The sequence below is a fragment of the Pseudoalteromonas sp. Of7M-16 genome (assembly GCF_022347805.1).
In the GTDB taxonomy this organism is placed as follows: Bacteria; Pseudomonadota; Gammaproteobacteria; order Enterobacterales; family Alteromonadaceae; genus Pseudoalteromonas; species Pseudoalteromonas luteoviolacea_F.
Genome location: NZ_JAKRFY010000002.1, coordinates 176050 through 195932, shown reverse-complemented (window position 1 = coordinate 195932; position 19883 = coordinate 176050). Strand labels below are relative to the sequence as shown.

15 protein-coding genes are annotated in these 19883 nt (G+C 43.6%); 10 read left to right on the top strand and 5 right to left on the bottom strand.

What is annotated here, in order from left to right:
• Position 1 precedes the first annotated feature (1 nt).
• The 4 genes from trpCF to MHN81_RS02780 are packed head-to-tail and all read right to left on the bottom strand — an operon-like array spanning position 2 to position 4526.
• Positions 2-1366, bottom strand: coding sequence for a bifunctional indole-3-glycerol-phosphate synthase TrpC/phosphoribosylanthranilate isomerase TrpF (gene trpCF, locus MHN81_RS02795; RefSeq protein WP_239424986.1), 1365 nt, complete (start codon positions 1364-1366; stop codon positions 2-4).
• Positions 1359-2363, bottom strand: a complete 1005-nt coding sequence (trpD, locus tag MHN81_RS02790) for an anthranilate phosphoribosyltransferase (protein WP_239424985.1) — start codon at positions 2361-2363, stop codon at positions 1359-1361. The genes trpCF and trpD overlap by 8 nt, the downstream gene beginning before the upstream one ends.
• Before the next feature lie 8 nt (positions 2364-2371).
• Positions 2372-2956, bottom strand: coding sequence for an aminodeoxychorismate/anthranilate synthase component II (locus MHN81_RS02785; RefSeq protein ID WP_023400336.1), 585 nt, complete (start codon positions 2954-2956; stop codon positions 2372-2374).
• Positions 2946-4526, bottom strand: coding sequence for an anthranilate synthase component 1 (locus MHN81_RS02780; RefSeq protein ID WP_023400337.1), 1581 nt, complete (start codon positions 4524-4526; stop codon positions 2946-2948). Before MHN81_RS02780 ends, MHN81_RS02785 begins: the two co-directional genes overlap by 11 nt.
• Positions 4527-5030: 504 nt before the next feature.
• Here MHN81_RS02780 and MHN81_RS02775 point away from each other — a divergent pair.
• Genes MHN81_RS02775 through rluB form a run of 5 tightly spaced genes read left to right on the top strand, consistent with a single transcriptional unit; the run spans position 5031 to position 8805 of the window.
• The gene (locus tag MHN81_RS02775; protein ID WP_023400338.1) at positions 5031-5879 is read left to right on the top strand and encodes a PHP domain-containing protein; all 849 of its coding nucleotides are present in this window, start codon (positions 5031-5033) and stop codon (positions 5877-5879) included.
• A gap of 1 nt (position 5880) precedes the next feature.
• Positions 5881-6501, top strand: coding sequence for an L-threonylcarbamoyladenylate synthase (locus MHN81_RS02770; RefSeq protein WP_023400339.1), 621 nt, complete (start codon positions 5881-5883; stop codon positions 6499-6501).
• Positions 6502-6503: 2 nt separating this feature from the next.
• A complete protein-coding gene (locus MHN81_RS02765) occupies positions 6504-7310 on the top strand; it encodes a ScpA family protein (RefSeq protein ID WP_239424984.1) in 807 nt (268 codons plus the stop codon).
• Positions 7311-7360: 50 nt separating this feature from the next.
• On the top strand, positions 7361-7948 hold the full coding sequence (scpB, locus tag MHN81_RS02760) for an SMC-Scp complex subunit ScpB (RefSeq protein ID WP_023400341.1): 588 nt from the start codon (positions 7361-7363) through the stop codon (positions 7946-7948).
• Positions 7945-8805, top strand: a complete 861-nt coding sequence (gene rluB, locus MHN81_RS02755; protein WP_023400342.1) for a 23S rRNA pseudouridine(2605) synthase RluB — start codon at positions 7945-7947, stop codon at positions 8803-8805. Before scpB ends, rluB begins: the two co-directional genes overlap by 4 nt.
• 68 nt (positions 8806-8873) lie before the next feature.
• Here the strand turns inward: rluB and MHN81_RS02750 are convergent, their stop codons facing one another.
• Positions 8874-9617: a YciK family oxidoreductase gene (locus MHN81_RS02750; protein ID WP_239424983.1), complete on the bottom strand. Its 744-nt coding sequence runs from the start codon at positions 9615-9617 to the stop codon at positions 8874-8876.
• Positions 9618-9868: 251 nt separating this feature from the next.
• Here MHN81_RS02750 and MHN81_RS02745 point away from each other — a divergent pair, with 251 nt between their 5' ends.
• From MHN81_RS02745 to MHN81_RS02725, 5 genes are all read left to right on the top strand, one after another.
• Entirely contained in the window at positions 9869-12322 is a 2454-nt protein-coding gene (locus MHN81_RS02745; protein ID WP_239424982.1) for a VolA/Pla-1 family phospholipase, read from the top strand.
• A 277-nt stretch (positions 12323-12599) separates the two neighbouring features.
• Positions 12600-13607 (top strand): protease SohB, encoded by a 1008-nt coding sequence (gene sohB / locus MHN81_RS02740; protein ID WP_023400345.1) that lies wholly within the window; start codon positions 12600-12602, stop codon positions 13605-13607.
• 358 nt (positions 13608-13965) lie between these two features.
• On the top strand, positions 13966-17238 hold the full coding sequence (locus tag MHN81_RS02735) for a glycosyl hydrolase (protein ID WP_239424981.1): 3273 nt from the start codon (positions 13966-13968) through the stop codon (positions 17236-17238).
• A gap of 193 nt (positions 17239-17431) precedes the next feature.
• Complete coding sequence (locus MHN81_RS02730; RefSeq protein WP_239424980.1) at positions 17432-19312, top strand: TonB-dependent receptor; 1881 nt, start codon at positions 17432-17434, stop codon at positions 19310-19312.
• 8 nt (positions 19313-19320) lie between these two features.
• The gene (locus MHN81_RS02725) at positions 19321-19836 is read left to right on the top strand and encodes a PepSY-associated TM helix domain-containing protein (RefSeq protein WP_023400348.1); all 516 of its coding nucleotides are present in this window, start codon (positions 19321-19323) and stop codon (positions 19834-19836) included.
• Positions 19837-19883: the final 47 nt, after the last annotated feature.

Genomic DNA, 19883 nt, shown 5'->3' with positions numbered 1-19883 from the left:
CTCAGTATTTTCGAATATTGTTAAAAGCGTCGCGTAATTTTTCTGGACACTTTTTACCGGGGCTCGTTTCTACCCCTGAATTAAGATCAAAACCTGCTGCACCTAAATAGGATGCGTCGTTAACATTGTCAGCATTGAGGCCACCTGCAAGCATAAATGGCTTTTTAGCGCTCTTAAGTAATTGCCAATTGAAAACTTTACCGGTACCGCCAAAAGCAGATGCAGTTTTGGTGTCGTAAAGGTGCTTATCAACTTCGTCAAAAGGTGCCGGAAACTCATCGACAATTCCCTGTGCTTTCCAGATTTGGCAATTGACAGGTAGTTGTTTGCGCAATGTACTTACAAACGCTTGTGATTCATGACCGTGTAGTTGTACAACGCTCAATCTCAAGCTTTGTGCATAGTCTACAATTTGCTCAATAGGCGCATCGACAAAGACACCGACATATTTGAGAGGGGCGCTGTCAACAACGGCTTTTGCACAATCGAAATCTACGAATCTTGGAGATTTAGGATAGAAAATTAAACCACCGTATACAGCACCCGCTTGGTAAGCTGCAACTGCGTCATCAATGCGAGTCAAGCCACATACTTTGTTCTCACCTAAGATAAGCTTACGACATGCACCTTCTAAGTCATCTTCAGCCATTAAAGAACTACCGACTAAAAACCCATTGCAATGTGAAGTAAGGCGTTTAACGTCGCTATGCGTATAGATCCCAGATTCCGAGATAACTGTTTTATCATTCGGGATGAGTTTTCTTAATTGCTCAGTGGTTGCCAAGTCAGTGCTGAGATCTCTAAGGTTGCGGTTATTGATACCGATAAGCTTTGCATCCAGCTTCAACGCTCTGTGTACTTCTTCTTCGTTACTGACTTCTGTTAATACCGCCATATTTAGAGAGTGTGCAAGCGCGGCTAGCTTTTCATATGTCTCGTCATCTAAAACGGACAACATGAGTAAAATTGCATCGCCACCTTTTAAACGCGCTAAATAGACTTGGTATTCATCGATGAAAAAGTCTTTACAGATGAGTGGTTGTTCAACTTTACTACGCACATAGCTCAAGTAATCAAAACTGCCTTGGAAATACTTAGTGTCTGTCAACACGCTGATGCACGTTGCGTATTTGGCATAGACAGAAGTGATTTCATCTAGATCAAAGTTATCTCTGATAAGTCCTTTTGAAGGAGAGGCTTTTTTACACTCCAAAATAAACTGTATGCCCGGCTTAGACATTTGACCATAAAAGTCTCGTTCACTCGGCTTTACTAAAGATTGAAATTCACTGAGTGGCAGAGTCATTTTACGCTCTTCTAATTCAATCTTTTTGTCCGCAACAATTTTTTCTAATACATTAGCCATGACTAACCTCCGCAATGGCTTTTAGTGTTTGCGCACACTTTCCTGAAGCTAATATGTCAAGTACGTACTTAGTACCTTCTTTTAAGTTATCTACTTTACCGGACATAACTAAAAGTGCACTTACGTTCGCTGCGATAGCTGCATTGTGTGCCGCTTTACCCTTGCCATCTAAAATATCGCGAGTTGCTTGGGCATTGTACTCTGGCGTATCGCCAGCAATTTCTTCCAAAGAATAATTATCTAACCCAAAGTCAGCGGGTGTCAGGACATACTCAGTGATTTCGCCATTATTTAGCTCTGTCACCAAGGTTGTGCCATGTAGTGCAATTTCGTCACACCCAGCGCCATGCACAACCATTGCACGTTCAGTGCCGAGCATTTTTAGCGTTTCAGCCATTGGGCGACACAAACTAGGGTCATAGACGCCGAGCAATTGAAGTTGCGGTTTTGCAGGGTTTGCTAGCGGACCTAAAATATTGAACAAGGTGCGAGTTTTTAGCTTAGTACGAACTGGCATCGCGTGTTTCACACCGCTGTGATAGAGCGGGGCAAATAAAAAGGCGAAGTTGGTCTTTTCAAGGCAGTTTGCCCCTTGTTCAGGGCTCATCTCTAGATTAATCCCCAAAGTGCGTAGCAAGTCAGCTGATCCAGACTTGCTTGAGACACTGCGGTTGCCGTGTTTGACCATAGGGATACCACACGCCGCAGCAACAATTGCAGCCGTCGTACTGACATTGATGGTATTCGTTCCGTCACCACCCGTACCGCAGCTATCTGCGCAGTAAAGCCCACGATTATCAAAAGCGACGGCGTGGTCGCGCATCGCTTTCGCCGCACCCGCTATTTCAGATGCCGTTTCACCTTTTATCTTTAGCGCAATAAGTGCAGCAGTTAATTCAATTTCAGATAACTGTCCTTGCATTACTTGGCCAAAAAGCTCAGTAGCTTGCTCAAAGCTTAATGAATGCTGGTCAATTAGTTGATTTAAACTTTCCATGTTGCCTCCTAACAGGTCAAGTAATCGATGCTTTGCTTTAATAGCTTGGCACCATCTGGCGTTAAAATTGATTCTGGGTGGAATTGGTAACCAATTACCTTGTCAGTTTCATGATATACGGCCATTGGGATATCTTGGTATTTAGCGATGATCTTCAGGCAATCAGGCACGCTTGTAGCCATTAAAGAGTGATACCTAGCCACTGGGAACCGTCTACCTAGCCCTGCAAAAACAGGATGCTCTTCCACATCAATCTGGGAAGATTTACCATGTACCGTTTCACCAGCATGACCAACTGTACCGCCATAGCTTTGCGTCAGCGCTTGCTGGCCAAGACAAATACCAAGCATTGGGAACTTGCCTTTACACAGTTCAATCAGTTCAAGCAGACAACCAGCTTCGGTTGGTTTACCTGGACCTGGCGATAATACCAACACCACAGGTGCAGTTTCATTACACATTTTGTCGTAGATGGTACGTGCATCAATATGGTTACGATATACTACAAGCTCACTGCCAAGCTGAGATAGTTCATCAACTAAGTTGTAGCTAAATGAGTCAAAGTTATCTAAAAAGTATACTTTAGGCGTCATGACCCACTCCTTGATAGCTAGACTGTATGGCTTTTATTACCGCGCTTGCTTTTGCTTTGGTTTCGTCTGCTTCAGATTGCGGATCTGAATCATAAACAACCCCAGCACCAGCTTGAACATATGCAGTGTTATTTTTCACAAATGCAGAGCGTATTACGATACACGTGTCCATCGCACCGTCACCGGTTAGGTACCCCACGGCACCACCATAACTTCCTCGGCGCTGTTGCTCGGTATCACGAACCAGCTGTGCTGCTTTCACTTTTGGTGCACCTACTAAGGTGCCCATGTTCATGCAGGCTTGATATGCATGAAGCGCGTCGAGATCAGGTTTCAATTGACCAACGACACGAGATACCAAGTGCATAACTTGCGAGTAGCGGTCAACTTTCAATAATTCTTTCGCATGACGAGTGCCAGGTACACTAATACGAGCGACATCGTTACGAGCCAAATCAACCAGCATTAAGTGTTCGGCACGTTCTTTTTTGTCGTCGCGTAACTCTAGTTCGATACGGCTATCTAAATCCGGATTGATAGAGCCATCGGCAAACTTACCGCGAGGTCGCGTGCCAGCAATTGGGTATACTTCAACTTGATTGCTATCTTGGCAATATTTGAGTGCAGATTCCGGAGACGCGCCAAACAACACAAATTTTTCATCACGCATATAAAACATATATGGGCTTGGGTTTTGTTTCTTTAAGTGCTTATACGCAGCTAACGGCTTTTCGCAAGGCAAAGAGAAAGTGCGAGATGGAACAACTTGGAAAATATCTCCATCAACAATGTTCTTCTTAAGCTGAGTTACCTGAGCTTTAAATACATCATCTGAGATGTCGACAGTCACATCATGTGATATTTGCTCAGGGTCTTCTTTGTAAGACTCATATGCATCACACTGGCGATTGAGCTCTTCTAGTTGTTTACCAACTTCGAAACAGTTTGCATGGACATCTGGGCCATTAAATACATTGCCAATTAACTCTGTCGTTTGGGCTTGATGGTCAATCATGACCAAAGTTTCAGCCAGATAAAATACGTAATCAGGACAGTCGTTTTTACCATCAGGTACAGCTGGCAAAGTTTCGAAGTTTGCAACCATATCATAGGCAAAGACACCACCCAGAAAAACAGAAAATGGCGTGTCTGAGTTACTTTTTATTGAATTGATACAAGTACGTAAAGCACTAAACGCGTTGTCGGCCTTCAGTTTACTGTACTCATCTAAAGATAAGTCTTGGGCATTATATGTCAGTGTCAGTACCGCGTACTCTTTAACAACAGTGCAGTTGGTTACTTGGTCTGCCAAGTAGTTCAACAGCTGCTCACCGTTGTTTGAGAGCGCGCGTACTTTCACTTCAAGGCCATTGCACTCAATACGCAGTGCGGCATCGGCCAATATAATACTTTTGACATTGTCTTTGGAGTCTATTTCTGCAGACTCCAACAACAGTGAATTGGGCTTATTCAGGGCCGCATATAAAGACAGGGGGCTTGCGATATAATCGCGCCGCTGCCTTATACTCGTCACCTCACCCGGTGTTGTAGTTATATGACTAAAAATCAAACCTCATTCCTCTTTAGTACAAAAAACCCCCCGAAGTATTTTAACTTGCGGGGGGTGTATTTAGTTACAACAATGCCTTCCCGCTAATTCAGGCACCACCACCAAGATTTTGTAGATGAATTGTTGCAAAAATTGTTAATCACTATAAAAATTCCATAAAAAAACCCGCGTACTCAGCGCGGGTTTAAAGTCGTTAGACACAACGAATCACACCCGCAGTTACGAGTGCCACCACCAAACGATTTTTGTTTTTTGTGTTAGATTCATTTGTAAAGATTTCGTTATGTCAATTTAAGTACCTACAGTAAACCCTACTCAGGTGCAAACTGTCAAGCACTATTATTAAAAAATAACCAATAGCATGGTTTACTTATAAATAATAAGCATTTTGACCTAGTAAAGGAGTCCGAGTAATCAGACCTCGCTATGTATATGGTAAATAAAACCGTACTTGGATAAGTTTGCCATGGTATACTGCGGGTGTTTGTTTTTAAGGGGAAAACTTTGATTAAGTATGACTTACACAGTCATAGCACTTTTTCTGATGGGCGTTTAACGGTACCTGAGCTTCTTGAGCGGGCAACAGAAAAGGGCGTTGATGTACTGGCTTTAACCGATCACGATACCGTTGCAGGAATACCAGTCGCACTAGACTATATTACCCAGCAAAACCTTGATTTAAAAATTGTTTCTGGCGTTGAAATCTCGACCAAGTGGGAGAGTTTTGAGATCCATATTGTTGGGCTTAATATTGAGATTAACCACCCTCAATTGCAAGCACTTTTGACTTCACAGCAACAAAAGCGTCGAGAACGAGCAAAAGAGATAGGCGCAAGGCTAGAAAAGCGAGGCTATGAAGGTATATATACGCAAGCGTTAGAATTGGCTAACGGAGCTGAAATTACCCGTGCGCACTTTGCAAAGGCGCTGGTGGAACGCGGAGTGGCGAAAAATATTCAAGGCGTATTCAAAAAGTTTTTGGCACGCAATAAAACAGGTTATGTTCCCAGCAGTTGGTGTTCAATGAGCGAAGCCATAGATGCTATTCAAGGGGCTGGTGGAATTGCTGTATTAGCACACCCCGGGCGTTATCAAATGTCCAACAAATGGTTGCGTAAACTGTTGGATGAATTCACTGTTGTCGGTGGTAAAGCCATGGAAGTTGCGCAACCTCAACAAGCGCCTAGTGAAAGACAATTTCTTGGCCAGTTATCTCAAGAATATAATTTACTGGCCAGTCAAGGATCTGATTTTCATTATCCAACCAGCTGGTTAGATCTAGGAAGAAACCTATACTTACCAAAAGATTGCCAAGGCGTCTGGCAATTTTGGGGAGCCACAGAGGAATGTTAGCATGAGTCAATTTTTTCATATCCACCCAGATAACCCGCAGGCTAGATTAATCCGCCAAGCAGTTGAGATTATCCAAAAGGGAGGGGTAATCGTTTATCCGACCGATTCAGGGTATGCCATTGGGTGTGGTTTGGGCAACAAACAGGCGAAAGAACGAATTGAGCGCATTCGAGGCATCGAAAAGCACCACAATTTTACGTTAATGTGTCGTGATTTGTCTGAGCTATCTACTTATGCTCGTGTCGACAATCAGATGTTCCGACTAATTAAGAACAATACTCCTGGTCCATATACGTTTATTTTAAAAGGTACCAAAGAGGTACCAAAACGATTGATTAACGATAAGAAAAAAACCATCGGAATACGAGTTACAGAACATCCGATTACGAGCGCGCTTTTAGAAGAGTTGGATGAACCGCTTATGTCGTGTTCATTGATTTTACCAGGAGAGCAGTTTACAGAATCTGATCCCGATGATATTCGCATGCAGCTAGAAAAGCATGTTGATCTCATCGTCCATGGTGGCTATTTAATAGAGCAAGCGACAACAGTGATTGATATGTCAGAGGATAGTGTTGAGATATTACGCCATGGCTGTGGCGATGCCGCACCTTTCGAATAGATATGACTGACGTTACTTCGCCAACACCACCGCTGGCTTTTTTAAACGGTGAAGCCGTATTAGAAAAGCCAGAAGATCTTTATATTCCCCCTGATGCGCTTCAAGTGATCCTCGAGAGCTTTGAAGGTCCTCTGGATCTTTTGTTGTACTTAATAAAGCGGCATAAGCTGGATATTTTAGAGCTGCCTATCTTGAGTATCACGCAGCAATACGTTCGCTATGTAGAAATGATGCAAGAATTGCAGCTAGAACTGGCTGGCGAATACCTGGTGATGGCTGCGCTGTTGGCCCAAATTAAGTCGAGGCTTCTATTACCAACCCATGAAGAGCTTGAAGAAGAAGAAGATCCTCGCGCGGAGTTAGTGAGACGGTTGCAAGAATATGAGCAGTTTAAGGTGGCCGCTGAAAACTTAGATAAAATTCCTCGTGTGGAACGCGATATCTTTGTTGCTCGTGCATTGATTGAAGATACCGAACAAAGTGATGAATCTTTTCCCGATGTCGAACTCAAAGAACTGCTGTTGGCAATGACTGAGGTGATGGCAAGAGCGAAGCAGTTTGAGCATCATCAAGTCAGCGCCGAAGCTCTGTCAACGCGGGAGCGCATGTCGATGATTTTGCAATATTTAGGAGAGCACACTAACCCGGTCGAATTCAGTCGTTTATTTAGTGTACAAGAGGGACGAAGCGGTGTAGTTGTGACATTTATCGCTATGCTTGAATTGCTTAAAGAGCAATTAATTTCAATTGTACAAGTCAACTTAGGCAGTGCAATTTATTTGTCATTAAAGCTACAAGAGTCGTCCTAGCTCTGTCATAATACCGCGCTTTCGACTAGCCTTATTGAAGTTAAAGTGACATGAAACGCCGAGTCAGTGATGAACAACTTGTCGAGTTGGTTGAGGCTGCAATATTTGTGGCAGATAAGCCGCTATCTAAAAAGCATATGAAAGAAACTGTGCTGCAAGATATCCATGTATCTGATCAACGAATAAATCAAGCTATCGAGACAATTTTTGAGCACTATCAAACGCGAGGTGTCAGATTAGTCGAAGTTGGGACAGGATACCGTTTTCAAGCTTGTCAAAGCTTGAGCCCATGGCTCAATATGCTATGGCAAGAAAAAGCACCGAAGTACTCACGCGCTACCTTAGAAACACTTGCGTTGATTGCATACCGTCAACCGATCACTCGGGGTGAAATAGAGCAGGTACGAGGTGTAACTGTCAGCTCCAACATTATGAAGAGTTTGTTAGAGCGGCAGTGGATAAAAGTTGTTGGTCATAAAGAAGTCCCCGGTAAACCGGCGCTGTATGCGACAACCAAATTATTTTTAGATTACTTTTCATTGTCGGGTCTGGATGGGTTACCAAAACTACCAGAGTTGCAGAGTGAGAAGCTAGATCAGATGTTAAATGATCCTTCTGTGAGAGAACCATCAGAATGAGTGAAAAGCTACAAAAAGTATTAGCGCGCGCGGGTGTAGGTTCGCGTCGTGAAATGGAAAAATATATCGATTCAAACCGTGTCAGTGTTGATGGTAAAGTTGCTAAGTTAGGCGACAGAGTCGAAGAAAATGCGGTGATCCGAGTGGATGGCCATGTGGTTAAGATCGAGCAAAAAGAAGAGCGTATTTGCCGAGTTTTAATGTATCACAAGCCTGAAGGTGAGCTGTGTACGCGTAAAGACCCTGAAGGCCGCCGTACGGTATTTGACAGACTACCGCGTTTAGAAGGTGATCGCTGGATTGCAATCGGCCGATTAGATATCAATACATCAGGCCTACTACTGTTTACCAATGATGGTGAGTTGGCCAACCGTTTAATGCACCCTAAGTACGAGGTAGAGCGTGAGTACTCGGTACGTGTATTTGGTGAAGTCACGAATCAAACATTGAAAACACTTTCACAAGGTGTTGAATTAGAAGATGGCCCAGCTAAGTTTTTATCAATTAAGCCGCGTGGTGGTGAAGGCATCAACAAGTGGTTTAATGTAACGCTAACAGAAGGGCGTAATCGCGAAGTACGTCGTTTATGGCAATCACAAGAAGTTGAAGTGTCACGCTTGATCCGTGTGCGTTATGGTAAGCTTGAACTGAATAAACGTCTACCACAAGGTGGGTGGGAAGAGCTCAAGTTAGAAGATGTCAATTACTTGCGCAAATCTGTGAGCTTGAGACCTGAAACGCAAACTAAGTTGTCTGTTATGCCTGAAAAGCGCAAAGATAAACGCGCAAAAGTTAACCGTATTAGAAAAGCAGTACACAAGCACAATCAACGTTTGAAGCAAAACAAGCGTCGATAATATTAAGCACATTAAAAAAGGGCCTTTAGGCCCTTTTTTGTTTTTAGCTTTTGATTAAATAAAGATGTCTATTTTGGCTGTGCATCGATTGATTGGCCATTTACTTCTAGTGAGTCATCAGACATCAAATATAAATAAGTTGGCATAAGGTCTTCAGCTGTCTTCAACTTGTCTCTGTCTTCGCCAGGAAAAGCGGCTTCACGCATACTGGTGCGAGTTGCCCCAGGATTAATGCAGTTGACACGAATGTTTGTTTTTCCCACTTCACAGGCCCAAGTTTGCATCATACCTTCAGTCGCAAATTTTGAGATAGCGTAGGCGCCCCAAAATTCACGGCCTTGGCGACCAACGCCAGAGGATGTGAAAATTATAGATGCGCTTGGGGCCTTACGCATAACCGGGAAAAGAAAACGCGTGATCATGGCTTGTGCAGTGACATTCACCTTCATCACGCTTTCAAAAGTCGATACACAGAAATGTTCTAGAGGGCCCATTGTTCCCAAAATTGCCGCATTGTTAAGTAAGCCATCCAGTTTACCAAACTGCTGTTCAATCGTAGAAGCTAAGTCTCTGTAGTGTTGTTTTGTCGCGCCTTTTAAGTCCAAAGGTACAATTGCGGGTTTTGGGTAACCTGCGTTAATGATCTCGTCGTATACAGCCTCTAATTTGCTGGTAGTTTTCCCTAACAAAATCACAGTGGCGCCATGTTTCGCATAATTAATTGCGGCAATACGGCCGATACCATCACCCGCACCTGTGACCAAAATCACTTTATTTTCTAACGCGTTGTTAGCTGCATTATATGTTTGCATATTGGACCTCGAACAAATACATTTGCTATATTTTATCATAGTCATGGCGCAAGTTATCGAATTTATTGCAAATAGGAGTGGCGAAAGGCTACACTTTGCGTTAAGTTAAACTGGTCTAATGTCTTATTAAAAGCAAAATTACATAGTTTTAACGAATTATTCTCGGCGGCTTATTTGTGCTTACAACATAGAGGCAAATGTAGGCGCTGACCGAGAAACAATAATAATAAAATTATGTCGGAGCCAAAACAATGAAGAAACTGTTACTACCACTTGCTGTCTCAGCCGCCCTCGCAGGCTGTGGTGGCGGTGAAACGCTAGAAGATGTAAAGCAAGACACCAAACCTGTAACACCGGTTGCATCGGTTAAATTTGATCCCTCAAATGGTGTTATTTCCGTCCCCAATGATATTCTGTTTAGCGGGACACAAGATGGCACACTAAATATACCAGGAGAGCTAGATGGTGATTCAAAGCCCCAGGTATCACGTGCGAGTTACGCAGACCCTTCTCTAGCGCTCGGTGGTTTAGACGGTTGGTCTACACAAATGCCATATCAAATTGGCTTGAATACTCCTTCAGGCGTGACAATTGACGCCGCGACGGTTGCAGCCCCAGGCGCGGTAAGAATTTTTGAAGTTGCGATGGGTAATGATGGTCAAACTGAAGCGTGTGCTCAGTTAACGCCTGCACTTGCCTGTCGTGTCGTCAGTGAGTTGACGTTTGGTCCAACTGGGGATTTCGTATCTCAGTTAAGTAGCGATGGCCAGAACATTAATATTATACCTGTTAAGCCATTTAAGACGAATACCACGTACATTACCGTCTTGACGACAAATATTAAAGATGGCATCGACGGTGGACGTAGTCTAACTCCTTCATCGACCTATACATTGCTAAGACAAGAAGCACCACTGGTGACCGACGCTCAGCAGTCGCTTCAAGCTGTCATTCGCAGCTATGAACGAGCATTGGTTGCGAGTGAATCAATTAGCGCTGAAGAGATTGTGTATACAGCGGCAATGACAACTCAGTCTACAGGTGCTGTTGTTGGTTCCATCAAGCAGTTACTTGCCGCAACGATTAATACAGAGCGCCAACCTATGGTGACGGTAGCTGAGCAAGACTTTGTTTCGGTTGCAGACAAATTTGAAGAGTTTGGTCTTGCTGCAACACTGCCTCCTGAGTTGCTTCAAGCAGCTGGTGGTATTAGGTATCTAAAAGGTAACATCCAGTTACCACAATATCTTTCAAGACCGAAAAATGGTGAAAGCGCTGCATTGGCTGATACTTATTGGCAAGCAAAATGTGACAATGGTGTCGCTGTTATGGCCGCAACGGCTGCAGCGGGTGGCCAGCTTCCAGAGCCGGCAGCTGGGTCGTTAGACGAACAGTGTCAACAACTGTCCGGAGGTCAACTTCGTGACCTTGGTTTGGATGCACAAAAGTTTGTTACTAAGTACAATCCTATTCCTGAAGAGCAGTGGGTTGCGAATGCACCAGTGCAAATCACATTCCCGTTGTCACCAGCACCCGAAACTGGTTTCCGTGTTGTGATCATGCAGCATGGAATTACCAGTAAAAAAGAAGATATGCTTGGCCTAACGTTAGCACTGTCTCAAGCTGGCTTTGCAACGGTCGCTATTGACCACCCATTACATGGCGAGCGCGGTATTGATGTTGATGGTGATGGCAACGACGAGTTCAATGCGTCGACAAAAAGCGTGCTGCACTACATGAATCTGCAGTCACTATTAGTTGCGCGTGATAACTTACGTCAATCTACAGCTGATTTATTAGCATTAAGACTGGGCTTGCATGCTATTAACGCGGCATCTCAAGTGCCACTTAACTTTAATACACACGACGTGAGCTTTGTTGGTCAGTCACTGGGCTCAATTGTTGCGCCAAGCTTTATTGCACACGCTAATTTACCGTTTACTGATGAACGTTTGAAACAAGCTGAGGCGCTGTTTAAGGTAGGGCCTGCGGCATTGTCTAGTGGTGGTGCGGGCATTGCAAACTTCCTAGTTGAGTCTGCTTCTTTTGGACCGGTTGTTAAAACTGCTGTGCTGCAAGGTGCGTCAGATTTAGCTGTGTCTAAAAAGTTTAGCGGTTACCTCCAAGAAGGTGCAGTGGCTGATTGTAGCGCGTTTGCAGGTAGTGCAAGTGCATTTGCAGCATGTGCATACAATACCTTTGTTGCTAATTTAGAGGCGGAAGGTGACTTGGCGTCTATAGGTGCGATTAACGCGACAGTTGATCAATTTGCCTACGCATCACAAACCGTGTTGGACAGCGCTGATCCTCTCAATTACGCGCCGCTTGTACGCGCAGTAAATACGCCAATGTATATGAGCGTAGTGGTTGGCGGTGAAGGTGAGAATAAGGGTGACCAAGTTATTCCTGCGACAACATTACCGCGCAACCCGCTTGGCGGCAGCACACCTTTGGCTGCAATGATGGGATTAGAAACGGTCACAGAGTCACAGCAGTCAACTGACGGCACTGCTGGACGATATGTGGTTAACTTCTCACAAGGCCATCATAGCTCGCTGCTAACCCCTTCATTTGATCAGCAAACTGGTGGAACGGCTCAAGGCCACGCACAAGCGACTGCTGAGATGCAGAAGCAAGTTGCGACTTACTTAGCTTCTAAAGGGCTACAGTTACCAGTTACGGACTCAAGTGTAATTGCGAAGTAATATGAAACATCAAAAAAAGCCGCTAAGTAGCGGCTTTTTTTATGCCTGTGATCCGTCCTAAATCGCGCTGACACTTGTTAAATTTATTTTGGAGAGTGGTGTGAATGAAAGGCTACAGCGATTGACTAAATATTCCTCTGAATATGGCTGATTTACCGATAATTGGTATCGCAATTAGCACTGTTATTGCAAAGTAATCTTATTTAGGACAAGATTAACAATTACCGCTGAGCGGTTTTTAATTAAATACTTTTACAGCAAAGGTCGGGAGATAGCATTGGCATTTTTGTTTGAATATGGCTTATTTTTGGCAAAAGCGGTGACAATCGTAATTGCTATTGGTGCCATTATCGTTTTAATTGTGGGCGCAAGTCAAAAACCAAAGAGCAAATCTGGAGAAATTGAAGTCAAAGACTTATCTTCTCAGTTAGCAGAAACGAAGGAAGAGTTTTTACAGCAAACATTAGATAAAAAAGCATTAAAAGCACACCTTAAAGAAAACAAGAAGAAGACGGATGAAAAACCAGAGAAGCAAGCGTTTGTCATTGATTTCTCTGGTAGCATTGACGCGCATGAGGTGTCGAGCTTAAGAGAAGAAATTACAGCAATTTTGACCATTGCCAACAAGGACAAAGACCAAGTGCTTGTTAATGTGGAAAGTGGTGGTGGCGTTGTTCACGGATATGGTTTAGCCGCATCTCAATTGATCCGTTTAAAGCAAGCGGGTTTGCCTCTGACTATCAGTGTCGATAAAGTCGCTGCAAGCGGTGGTTACATGATGGCGTGTGTGGCAGATAAAATTGTTGCTGCACCTTTTGCGATTGTTGGCTCGATTGGCGTACTGGCTCAAATTCCTAATTTCAATAAAATTTTGAAAAAGAACGACGTGGATTTTGAACAGATCACAGCGGGTGAATATAAGCGCACGTTAACCATGTTTGGTGAAAATACCGACCAAGGTCGTGATAAATTCAAAAGTGAAGTAGAGCATACCCACACGCTATTTAAGCAGTTTGTAAGCGAACACAGGCCGAGCCTAGATATTGATAAGGTTGCAACGGGTGAACATTGGTTTGCGACTCATGCAAAAGAATTTGACTTGGTAGATGAAATCAAAACAAGTGACGATTTGCTATTGGAGTTAAACGAAACTCACCAGCTTTTCAGTGTGAAGTACAAAACCAAAAAGGCATTGGCTGAGCGTTTTGGGCTTGGTCTGAGTATTGTTGCTGAAAAACTTGGCATTAAGCTCCTATCTCAACTGCAAACAAATACTTATAAGTAAACATTTAGTTTTTGGCCCGTTCCTGAAACTTTGACGGGCCAATTTAAACAAGCGAAAGCGCAGAACCTGACATTTCTCACCTCAACAATATAATCACTTGTTACAGCAAGTAAATACTGCCATTTGTAACTAGGACTATTGAAAGTTCTATTCTTTCCGATTTTGCGTTTTTAAAGTGTTCGCGAAAAAGTACCGTTTTCAGGTGCTTAAATTTCATTTCGGCTGTTTGGGGACATAAAATGTTACAATATAACTTTAGACTCTAATTTCTGTAACCTCAGCGAATATTTACATACGTCTATCATTTTTTAAGTTAATGTTGACGAGGATAAAAACTAAAATCAACATCGGTGGGAAAATGAATGTACTACTAAAAGCAGCTGTAGCTGTGTCTTTAGCGTGCGCTAGTTCGAATACACTGGCCGCGAAATCAGATGTGGAAAAGTCAATTTTTAGCAGCAAAACCTTTGAAGCGATGAAACTGCGCAATATTGGCCCGGCTTATATGTCCGGACGTATTGCAGATATTGAAGTTGACCAAAACAATCCATCTACTTGGTACACTGCGGTGGGATCGGGTGGTGTATGGAAAACAGAGAATGCGGGCACAACCTGGACACCTATCTTTGACAAACAAGCGGTGTATTCAACAGGGGATGTGACCATAGATCCGAGTAACTCAAACATAATCTGGGTTGGTACCGGAGAAAATAATGGGGGCCGACACATCAGCTTTGGTGATGGTGTCTACAAGTCAATGGATGGCGGTAAAACTTGGAAAAACATGGGCTTGAAGAAGTCCGAGCGTATTTCTGACATTATTGTTCATCCGACAGACTCAAATACAGTTTGGGTTTCGGCGCAAGGTCCACTTTGGACTGGTGGTGGAGAGCGCGGGTTATATAAAACCACTGATGGTGGTGAAACTTGGAAGTTGGTGCTCAAACCAGAAGATGAGTGGACAGGTGTTACCTCACTATTAATTGATCCAAGAAACCCTAATAAACTGTATGCAGCCACTTGGTCTCGACAAAGAAAAGTAGCAACTTACGTTGGAACTGGGCCCGCTTCAGGCATTCACACATCAGATGATGGCGGTGAGACTTGGACAGAGCTAAAGACAGGCTTGCCAACTGGCAATATGGGTAAAATAGGTTTAGCGATTTCGCCTATCAACCCAGATGTCGTATATGCAGCGGTTGAAATTGACAACCGCAAGGGCGGATTATATCGCTCAGCAAACCGGGGTCAGAGCTGGACGAAGATGTCTGATGAAGTTGGTGGCGGTACAGGTCCCCACTATTACCAAGAGATCTTCGCGGACAAGCACCAGTTTGATCGTATTTACATCGCGAGCAACTACAGTAAAGTTTCCGATGACGGTGGTAAAACTTGGACCCCTATCAATACTAAGCGTAAACACGTAGACGACCATGCGATGGCATTTCACCCCACAGATCCTGATTTTGTGTTGATCGGCTCCGATGGTGGCATTTATATGTCTCATGACCGTATGGCTAACTGGCGCTTTATGGCTAATTTACCATTGACGCAATTCTATAAGGTCGCGCCTGATGATTCTAAGCCATTTTATAAAGTTTATGCTGGTGCGCAAGACAACTCTACACAAGGTGGCCCCTCGCGCACCCTACGTGAAGAAGGTATCAAGAATAAAGACTGGTTCTTAACCCTTGGTGGTGATGGACATCAACCAGCTGTTGAGCCTGGTAACCCGGATATCATGTATTCTCAATGGCAGCAGGGCAATTTAACTCGTCATGATCTTAAGACTCGTGAGAATGTTTATATCAAACCTCAGCCGCGTCTAGGTGATCCTGCTGAGCGCTTTAACTGGGATGCGCCAGTAAATGTTTCGACGCACGACCCCAAACGCGTTTACTTTGCTTCGCAACGAGTTTGGCGCTCTGATGACCGCGGTGATAGCTGGACACCTATTTCTGGTGACTTGACTAAAAACGGCAACCGTATGCATATCCCAATGATGGGAAGGACTTGGTCGGTAGAAGCCGGTTGGGATCTCTACGCCATGTCTGAGTATCATACGATTGCGAACTTTTCAGAAAGCCCTGTTGACGAAAATATATTGTGGGCTGGTACCGACGATGGCCTGATCCAAGTGACCAGCAATGGTGGTAAAAATTGGAAAAAGATTGATTTGAAGCGTGTGAAAGGTGTACCTGAAACTGCTTATGTCAATGATATCCGTGCAGACTTGTTCGACCCAAATACTGTCTATGTGGCCCTTGATAATCACAAGTACGGTGACTTCAAACCATATCTGATCAAGTCGACAAACCTAGGTAAAACTTGGAAGTCACTTGCTAAAGACTTGCCTGAGAATCACTTAGTGTGGCGAATTGTACAAGACCACGTCAACAAAGACTTAATGTTTATTGGTACTGAGTTCGGTATTTTCTTCACCGTGGATGGCGGTAAAAAGTGGATCGAGTTAAATGGCGGGATCCCAACGATTTCAACCCGTGATGTAAAAATACAACGCCGTGAAAATGACTTAGTGGCGGGTACTTTTGGCCGTGGTATTTATATTCTTGATGATTACGCACCGCTGCGTGCATTGACAGAGCAAGCCATGGAGCAAGAGGCTATCCTGATGGGCCCAAGCCGCCCGGTTAAATGGTTCCAACTAGATACAAACCACAGTAATACAGATGGTGATGATCGATATGTGGCGAAAAATCCTGATCATGGTGCTACCTTAACTTATTTCTTAAAAGACAGCTTACTAACAGCTAAAGAGCAGCGCCAAAAAGCTGAAAAAGAAATGGTTAAAGATGAGAAGTATCCTAAGTATCCAGCATGGGAAGACATCGAAAAAGAAAACCAAGAACCAAAACCTGTGGTCTATCTTGAAATTCGCGATGCGCAAGGTCAGTTCGTCGACCGTGTTGCAGGCAAAGCAAGTAAAGGGATACACCGTGTGACTTGGGACATGGAGTACGCAGCTAACCAAGCAATTACAGGCGAAAAAGCGTCCATGTGGGACCCGTTTGCGATGAGTACAATGGTTATGCCAGGTAAATACACTGCAACACTTTACAAGCGCGTGAAAGGGGAAATCTCGCAACTAGCAAGCCCTGTAGAGTTTGAACTGCAACCAATTACGGAAGGTGCAGTATCTGGTCCAACAGCAGAATCAATCGCGCGATTCAGTAAGCAACTTAAAGATGTACAAAGACGCTACACGTCCACAACCGCTGTATTAGGCGAAATGACAAAAACAATGGAAGTATTGCGTACCGCAATCGATCGTACTCCGGGTAATATTAACGCTCTTGAATCAGCTTATGCACAAGCACAAGCTGATATTAATGCGATTAACTTTGAGTTAAACGGCCTGAAGTCGCGTACAAGAATGGGTGCAAAGCCAGCCAATATCTCAAGCCGCTTGGGTTATGCCATGTCTGCGCTGTGGTCAACGTATGGGCCAACTAAACAGCATCGTCAGCAGTTTGGTTTTGCTCAACAAGGGTTAGAAGACGTTATTAAGCGTGTTTCTACCTTAAAAGTAGAAACTATCCCGAGTATTCAACAAGCAATTGTTGATGCGGGCGGTCCTTGGACTAAGGGTGCATCGGTTATTGCCAAGTAGCCTTTACCTTTCAACGGCGTCGTACTTAGCGACGCCGTTTTGCGATCAAATGCTAAGCTTTATGTTAATCAAGTAATTTGGCATATTTCCAGGACGAAAAATGCTTAGCCTTTTAATTAGTTAACAATGAAGAAGTCCTGATGAAACAACGATAACAAAACGCATAATGAGTTAATTGAGCTGTACCTTAACTATGAAAACGATAATTCCATTTTTTTGCCTTTGTGTGCCGGTGGTGGTAATTGCAAATGGTGAGCAACTTGAAGTCATCGAGATTTTAGCGCCAAAAGAATCTCTTACTATTGCCGCATCCAATCATACCTCGTCGTATTTAGATGAGCGCTTTACTTTTTCTTTAAATAGGACCATTGCAGATCAGCTGACATCGCTCACTGGGGTGAGTTTAAACGGCCAAGGTGGTCAGTTTCAAAGTTATGCGATTAGAGGCTTCAGTCGTGGAAGAATACGTACTGAGATTGATGGCATTCCAATCATTACAGATAGGCGAGCAGGTAATTCGGCTTCGTTTATTTCCCCTGCGCTATTTAATCTAGGGCATGTTATTAAAGGCCCAAGTTCGACGCTATATGGCTCCCAAGCCATGGGGGGGGTTATTAGTTTAAGTACAGAAATGCCCGATAAAACACAGCTCACGGTGTCTGGACAAAGTCATAACCAAGGTGTTGATTTGAATCTTAAGCATCAAAGCAATGACTTTACCGCTGCTATTGCATATCAACACGCGAACAATGCCCATGCGGCCAATGGGGATGAACTACATACACAATTTGAGCGGTTCTCTGGGTTGGTAAGATACAAATCCAAACATGATGGTTTTACCACAACTTATTCCTGGCTGCCTAGTTATGGTCGCGACATTGGTAAAAGTAACGCGAAATATCCTACTAAGCAGATCAGCGACTATCCTGATGAGCTGCATTCATTAGCGCAAGTGCAATTGAATGGCGATCAAGATTGGATGGCAAAGTTTTATCACCACTATCAAAATTGGGACAGCAGGACAGCTAGATTTGAACGTTATGATGGCCTGAGTCAGTATCAAAGCCACACGATTGGTGGCCAATGGTTGCAGCAAGTAACCATGGGGGAAAATGAAAGTCACTGGGGCATTGATTGGCTATCTCGAAAAGGTGTCAAAATTACCAGTGATTACGAGTTGCTCGAAGATACAAAAAACAATATTTCAACCAGCATAAATAATGAGTTGAATGCAGAAGAAGATAACTTTGCATTGTATGGTAAAACACATTGGAATTGGGGTAAGGTTAATTTTGATTTTGGTTTGAGGTATGACTGGTTGACGCAGCAAAGCTTACAATCAGATGATACAACAGATAGTCGTTTGAATACCTCGTTTGCAGCCATGTTGCCACTCTCGGATACGCTGGAATTAGGGCTGGACGTGGGCAGTGGGTTTCGCTATCCAACGTTATCAGAACGGTTGTTTTACGGTCAAACTCCCAGGGGCCTTATTGTTGGGAACCAGTCGCTCAAGCCAGAAACCAGTGTTGGTAAGCAGCTCTCACTAAACTGGCATGCGTCGGAGCAACTGAGCCTGTATAGCGCGCTTTATCACTACGACTTAGATAACTACATCGATCGCTACGAGACCCAAGCTGGTCATTTGAGTTATCGTAATTTAAATCAAGCTGAAATTGTTGGCTTTGAGGCTGAATTACGGTGGTATGCTAGTGACAACATAGAGCATATCTTTGCTTATCAGCGACAAAGCGGCGAGGATGGTAGTCAGCAAAGGCTTGATGATTTACACCCAAGAAAACTCAGCTGGACCTTATTAGTGAATTTTGGCAATTGGTCGTTGTCTAACTCCTACCGCCATACTTTTAAAGTGGATGAAGTGGGGGGTTCTGAATTGTCGAGAGAATCTTTTACAGTATGGGATGTATCTCTTGCGCATCAACTTAACAGTCAGCAAACTGTTAATATCGGAGTTAATAACCTCACCAATGAGCGTTACTACGGGAGTCTGGATGAAGATGCCGCTTTGCAGCCAGAACGCAGTTTTAAACTATCAACAAGTATGCAATTCTAAAAGAAACAATGAGCTTTAATAGAAAAAATAGAAGTATTCACAGGTGGGCGAGTTTTATTATTTCGTTGCCGTTACTTGTGATCATTATTACCGGTATTTTGTTGCTGGTAAGAAAAGAGTTTAGTTTTATTCAGCCGCCCTCGGCACAGGGAGTTGGTACTGTACCAACGCTAAGCTTTACGCAAATACTAACAGCTGCAAAGTCAGTCGACGCGGCTCAAATCGAGAGTTGGGATGATATTAACCGTTTGGATGTGAGACCAGCTAAAGGGATCACTAAAATTCGTAGCAACAATAAAATAGAAATTCAGATCGACAACCAAACCGGTGAAATTTTGCATGTCGCAAAACGTAACTCAGAATTAATCGAAAGCCTTCACGATGGCACCTTTTTTGAGAAAAATGCCAATATTTGGTTAATGTTACCTGTGTCCTTTGCGACCTTAGTGATTTCTGTAACAGGGCTAGTGCTGTTCTTTTTCCCCTACCTGAAAAGACGACGTAATAGACGACATCACGCGTAACGTTGAGGCGATTAAGTCTATTTTTGCACTGAGAGTGCGTCTTGCAG

What these genes read in the sequence shown, in the direction of transcription:
- trpCF (WP_239424986.1), bottom strand. Translation starts at nt 1,366, where the DNA reads ATGGCTAATGTATTAGAAAAAATTGTTGCGGACAAAAAGATTGAATTA.
- trpD (WP_239424985.1), bottom strand. Translation starts at nt 2,363, where the DNA reads ATGGAAAGTTTAAATCAACTAATTGACCAGCATTCATTAAGCTTTGAG.
- MHN81_RS02785 (WP_023400336.1), bottom strand. Translation starts at nt 2,956, where the DNA reads ATGACGCCTAAAGTATACTTTTTAGATAACTTTGACTCATTTAGCTAC.
- MHN81_RS02770 (WP_023400339.1), top strand. Translation starts at nt 5,881, where the DNA reads ATGAGTCAATTTTTTCATATCCACCCAGATAACCCGCAGGCTAGATTA.
- MHN81_RS02765 (WP_239424984.1), top strand. Translation starts at nt 6,504, where the DNA reads ATGACTGACGTTACTTCGCCAACACCACCGCTGGCTTTTTTAAACGGT.
- scpB (WP_023400341.1), top strand. Translation starts at nt 7,361, where the DNA reads ATGAAACGCCGAGTCAGTGATGAACAACTTGTCGAGTTGGTTGAGGCT.
- rluB (WP_023400342.1), top strand. Translation starts at nt 7,945, where the DNA reads ATGAGTGAAAAGCTACAAAAAGTATTAGCGCGCGCGGGTGTAGGTTCG.
- MHN81_RS02750 (WP_239424983.1), bottom strand. Translation starts at nt 9,617, where the DNA reads ATGCAAACATATAATGCAGCTAACAACGCGTTAGAAAATAAAGTGATT.
- MHN81_RS02745 (WP_239424982.1), top strand. Translation starts at nt 9,869, where the DNA reads ATGAAGAAACTGTTACTACCACTTGCTGTCTCAGCCGCCCTCGCAGGC.
- MHN81_RS02735 (WP_239424981.1), top strand. Translation starts at nt 13,966, where the DNA reads ATGAATGTACTACTAAAAGCAGCTGTAGCTGTGTCTTTAGCGTGCGCT.
- MHN81_RS02730 (WP_239424980.1), top strand. Translation starts at nt 17,432, where the DNA reads ATGAAAACGATAATTCCATTTTTTTGCCTTTGTGTGCCGGTGGTGGTA.
- MHN81_RS02725 (WP_023400348.1), top strand. Translation starts at nt 19,321, where the DNA reads ATGAGCTTTAATAGAAAAAATAGAAGTATTCACAGGTGGGCGAGTTTT.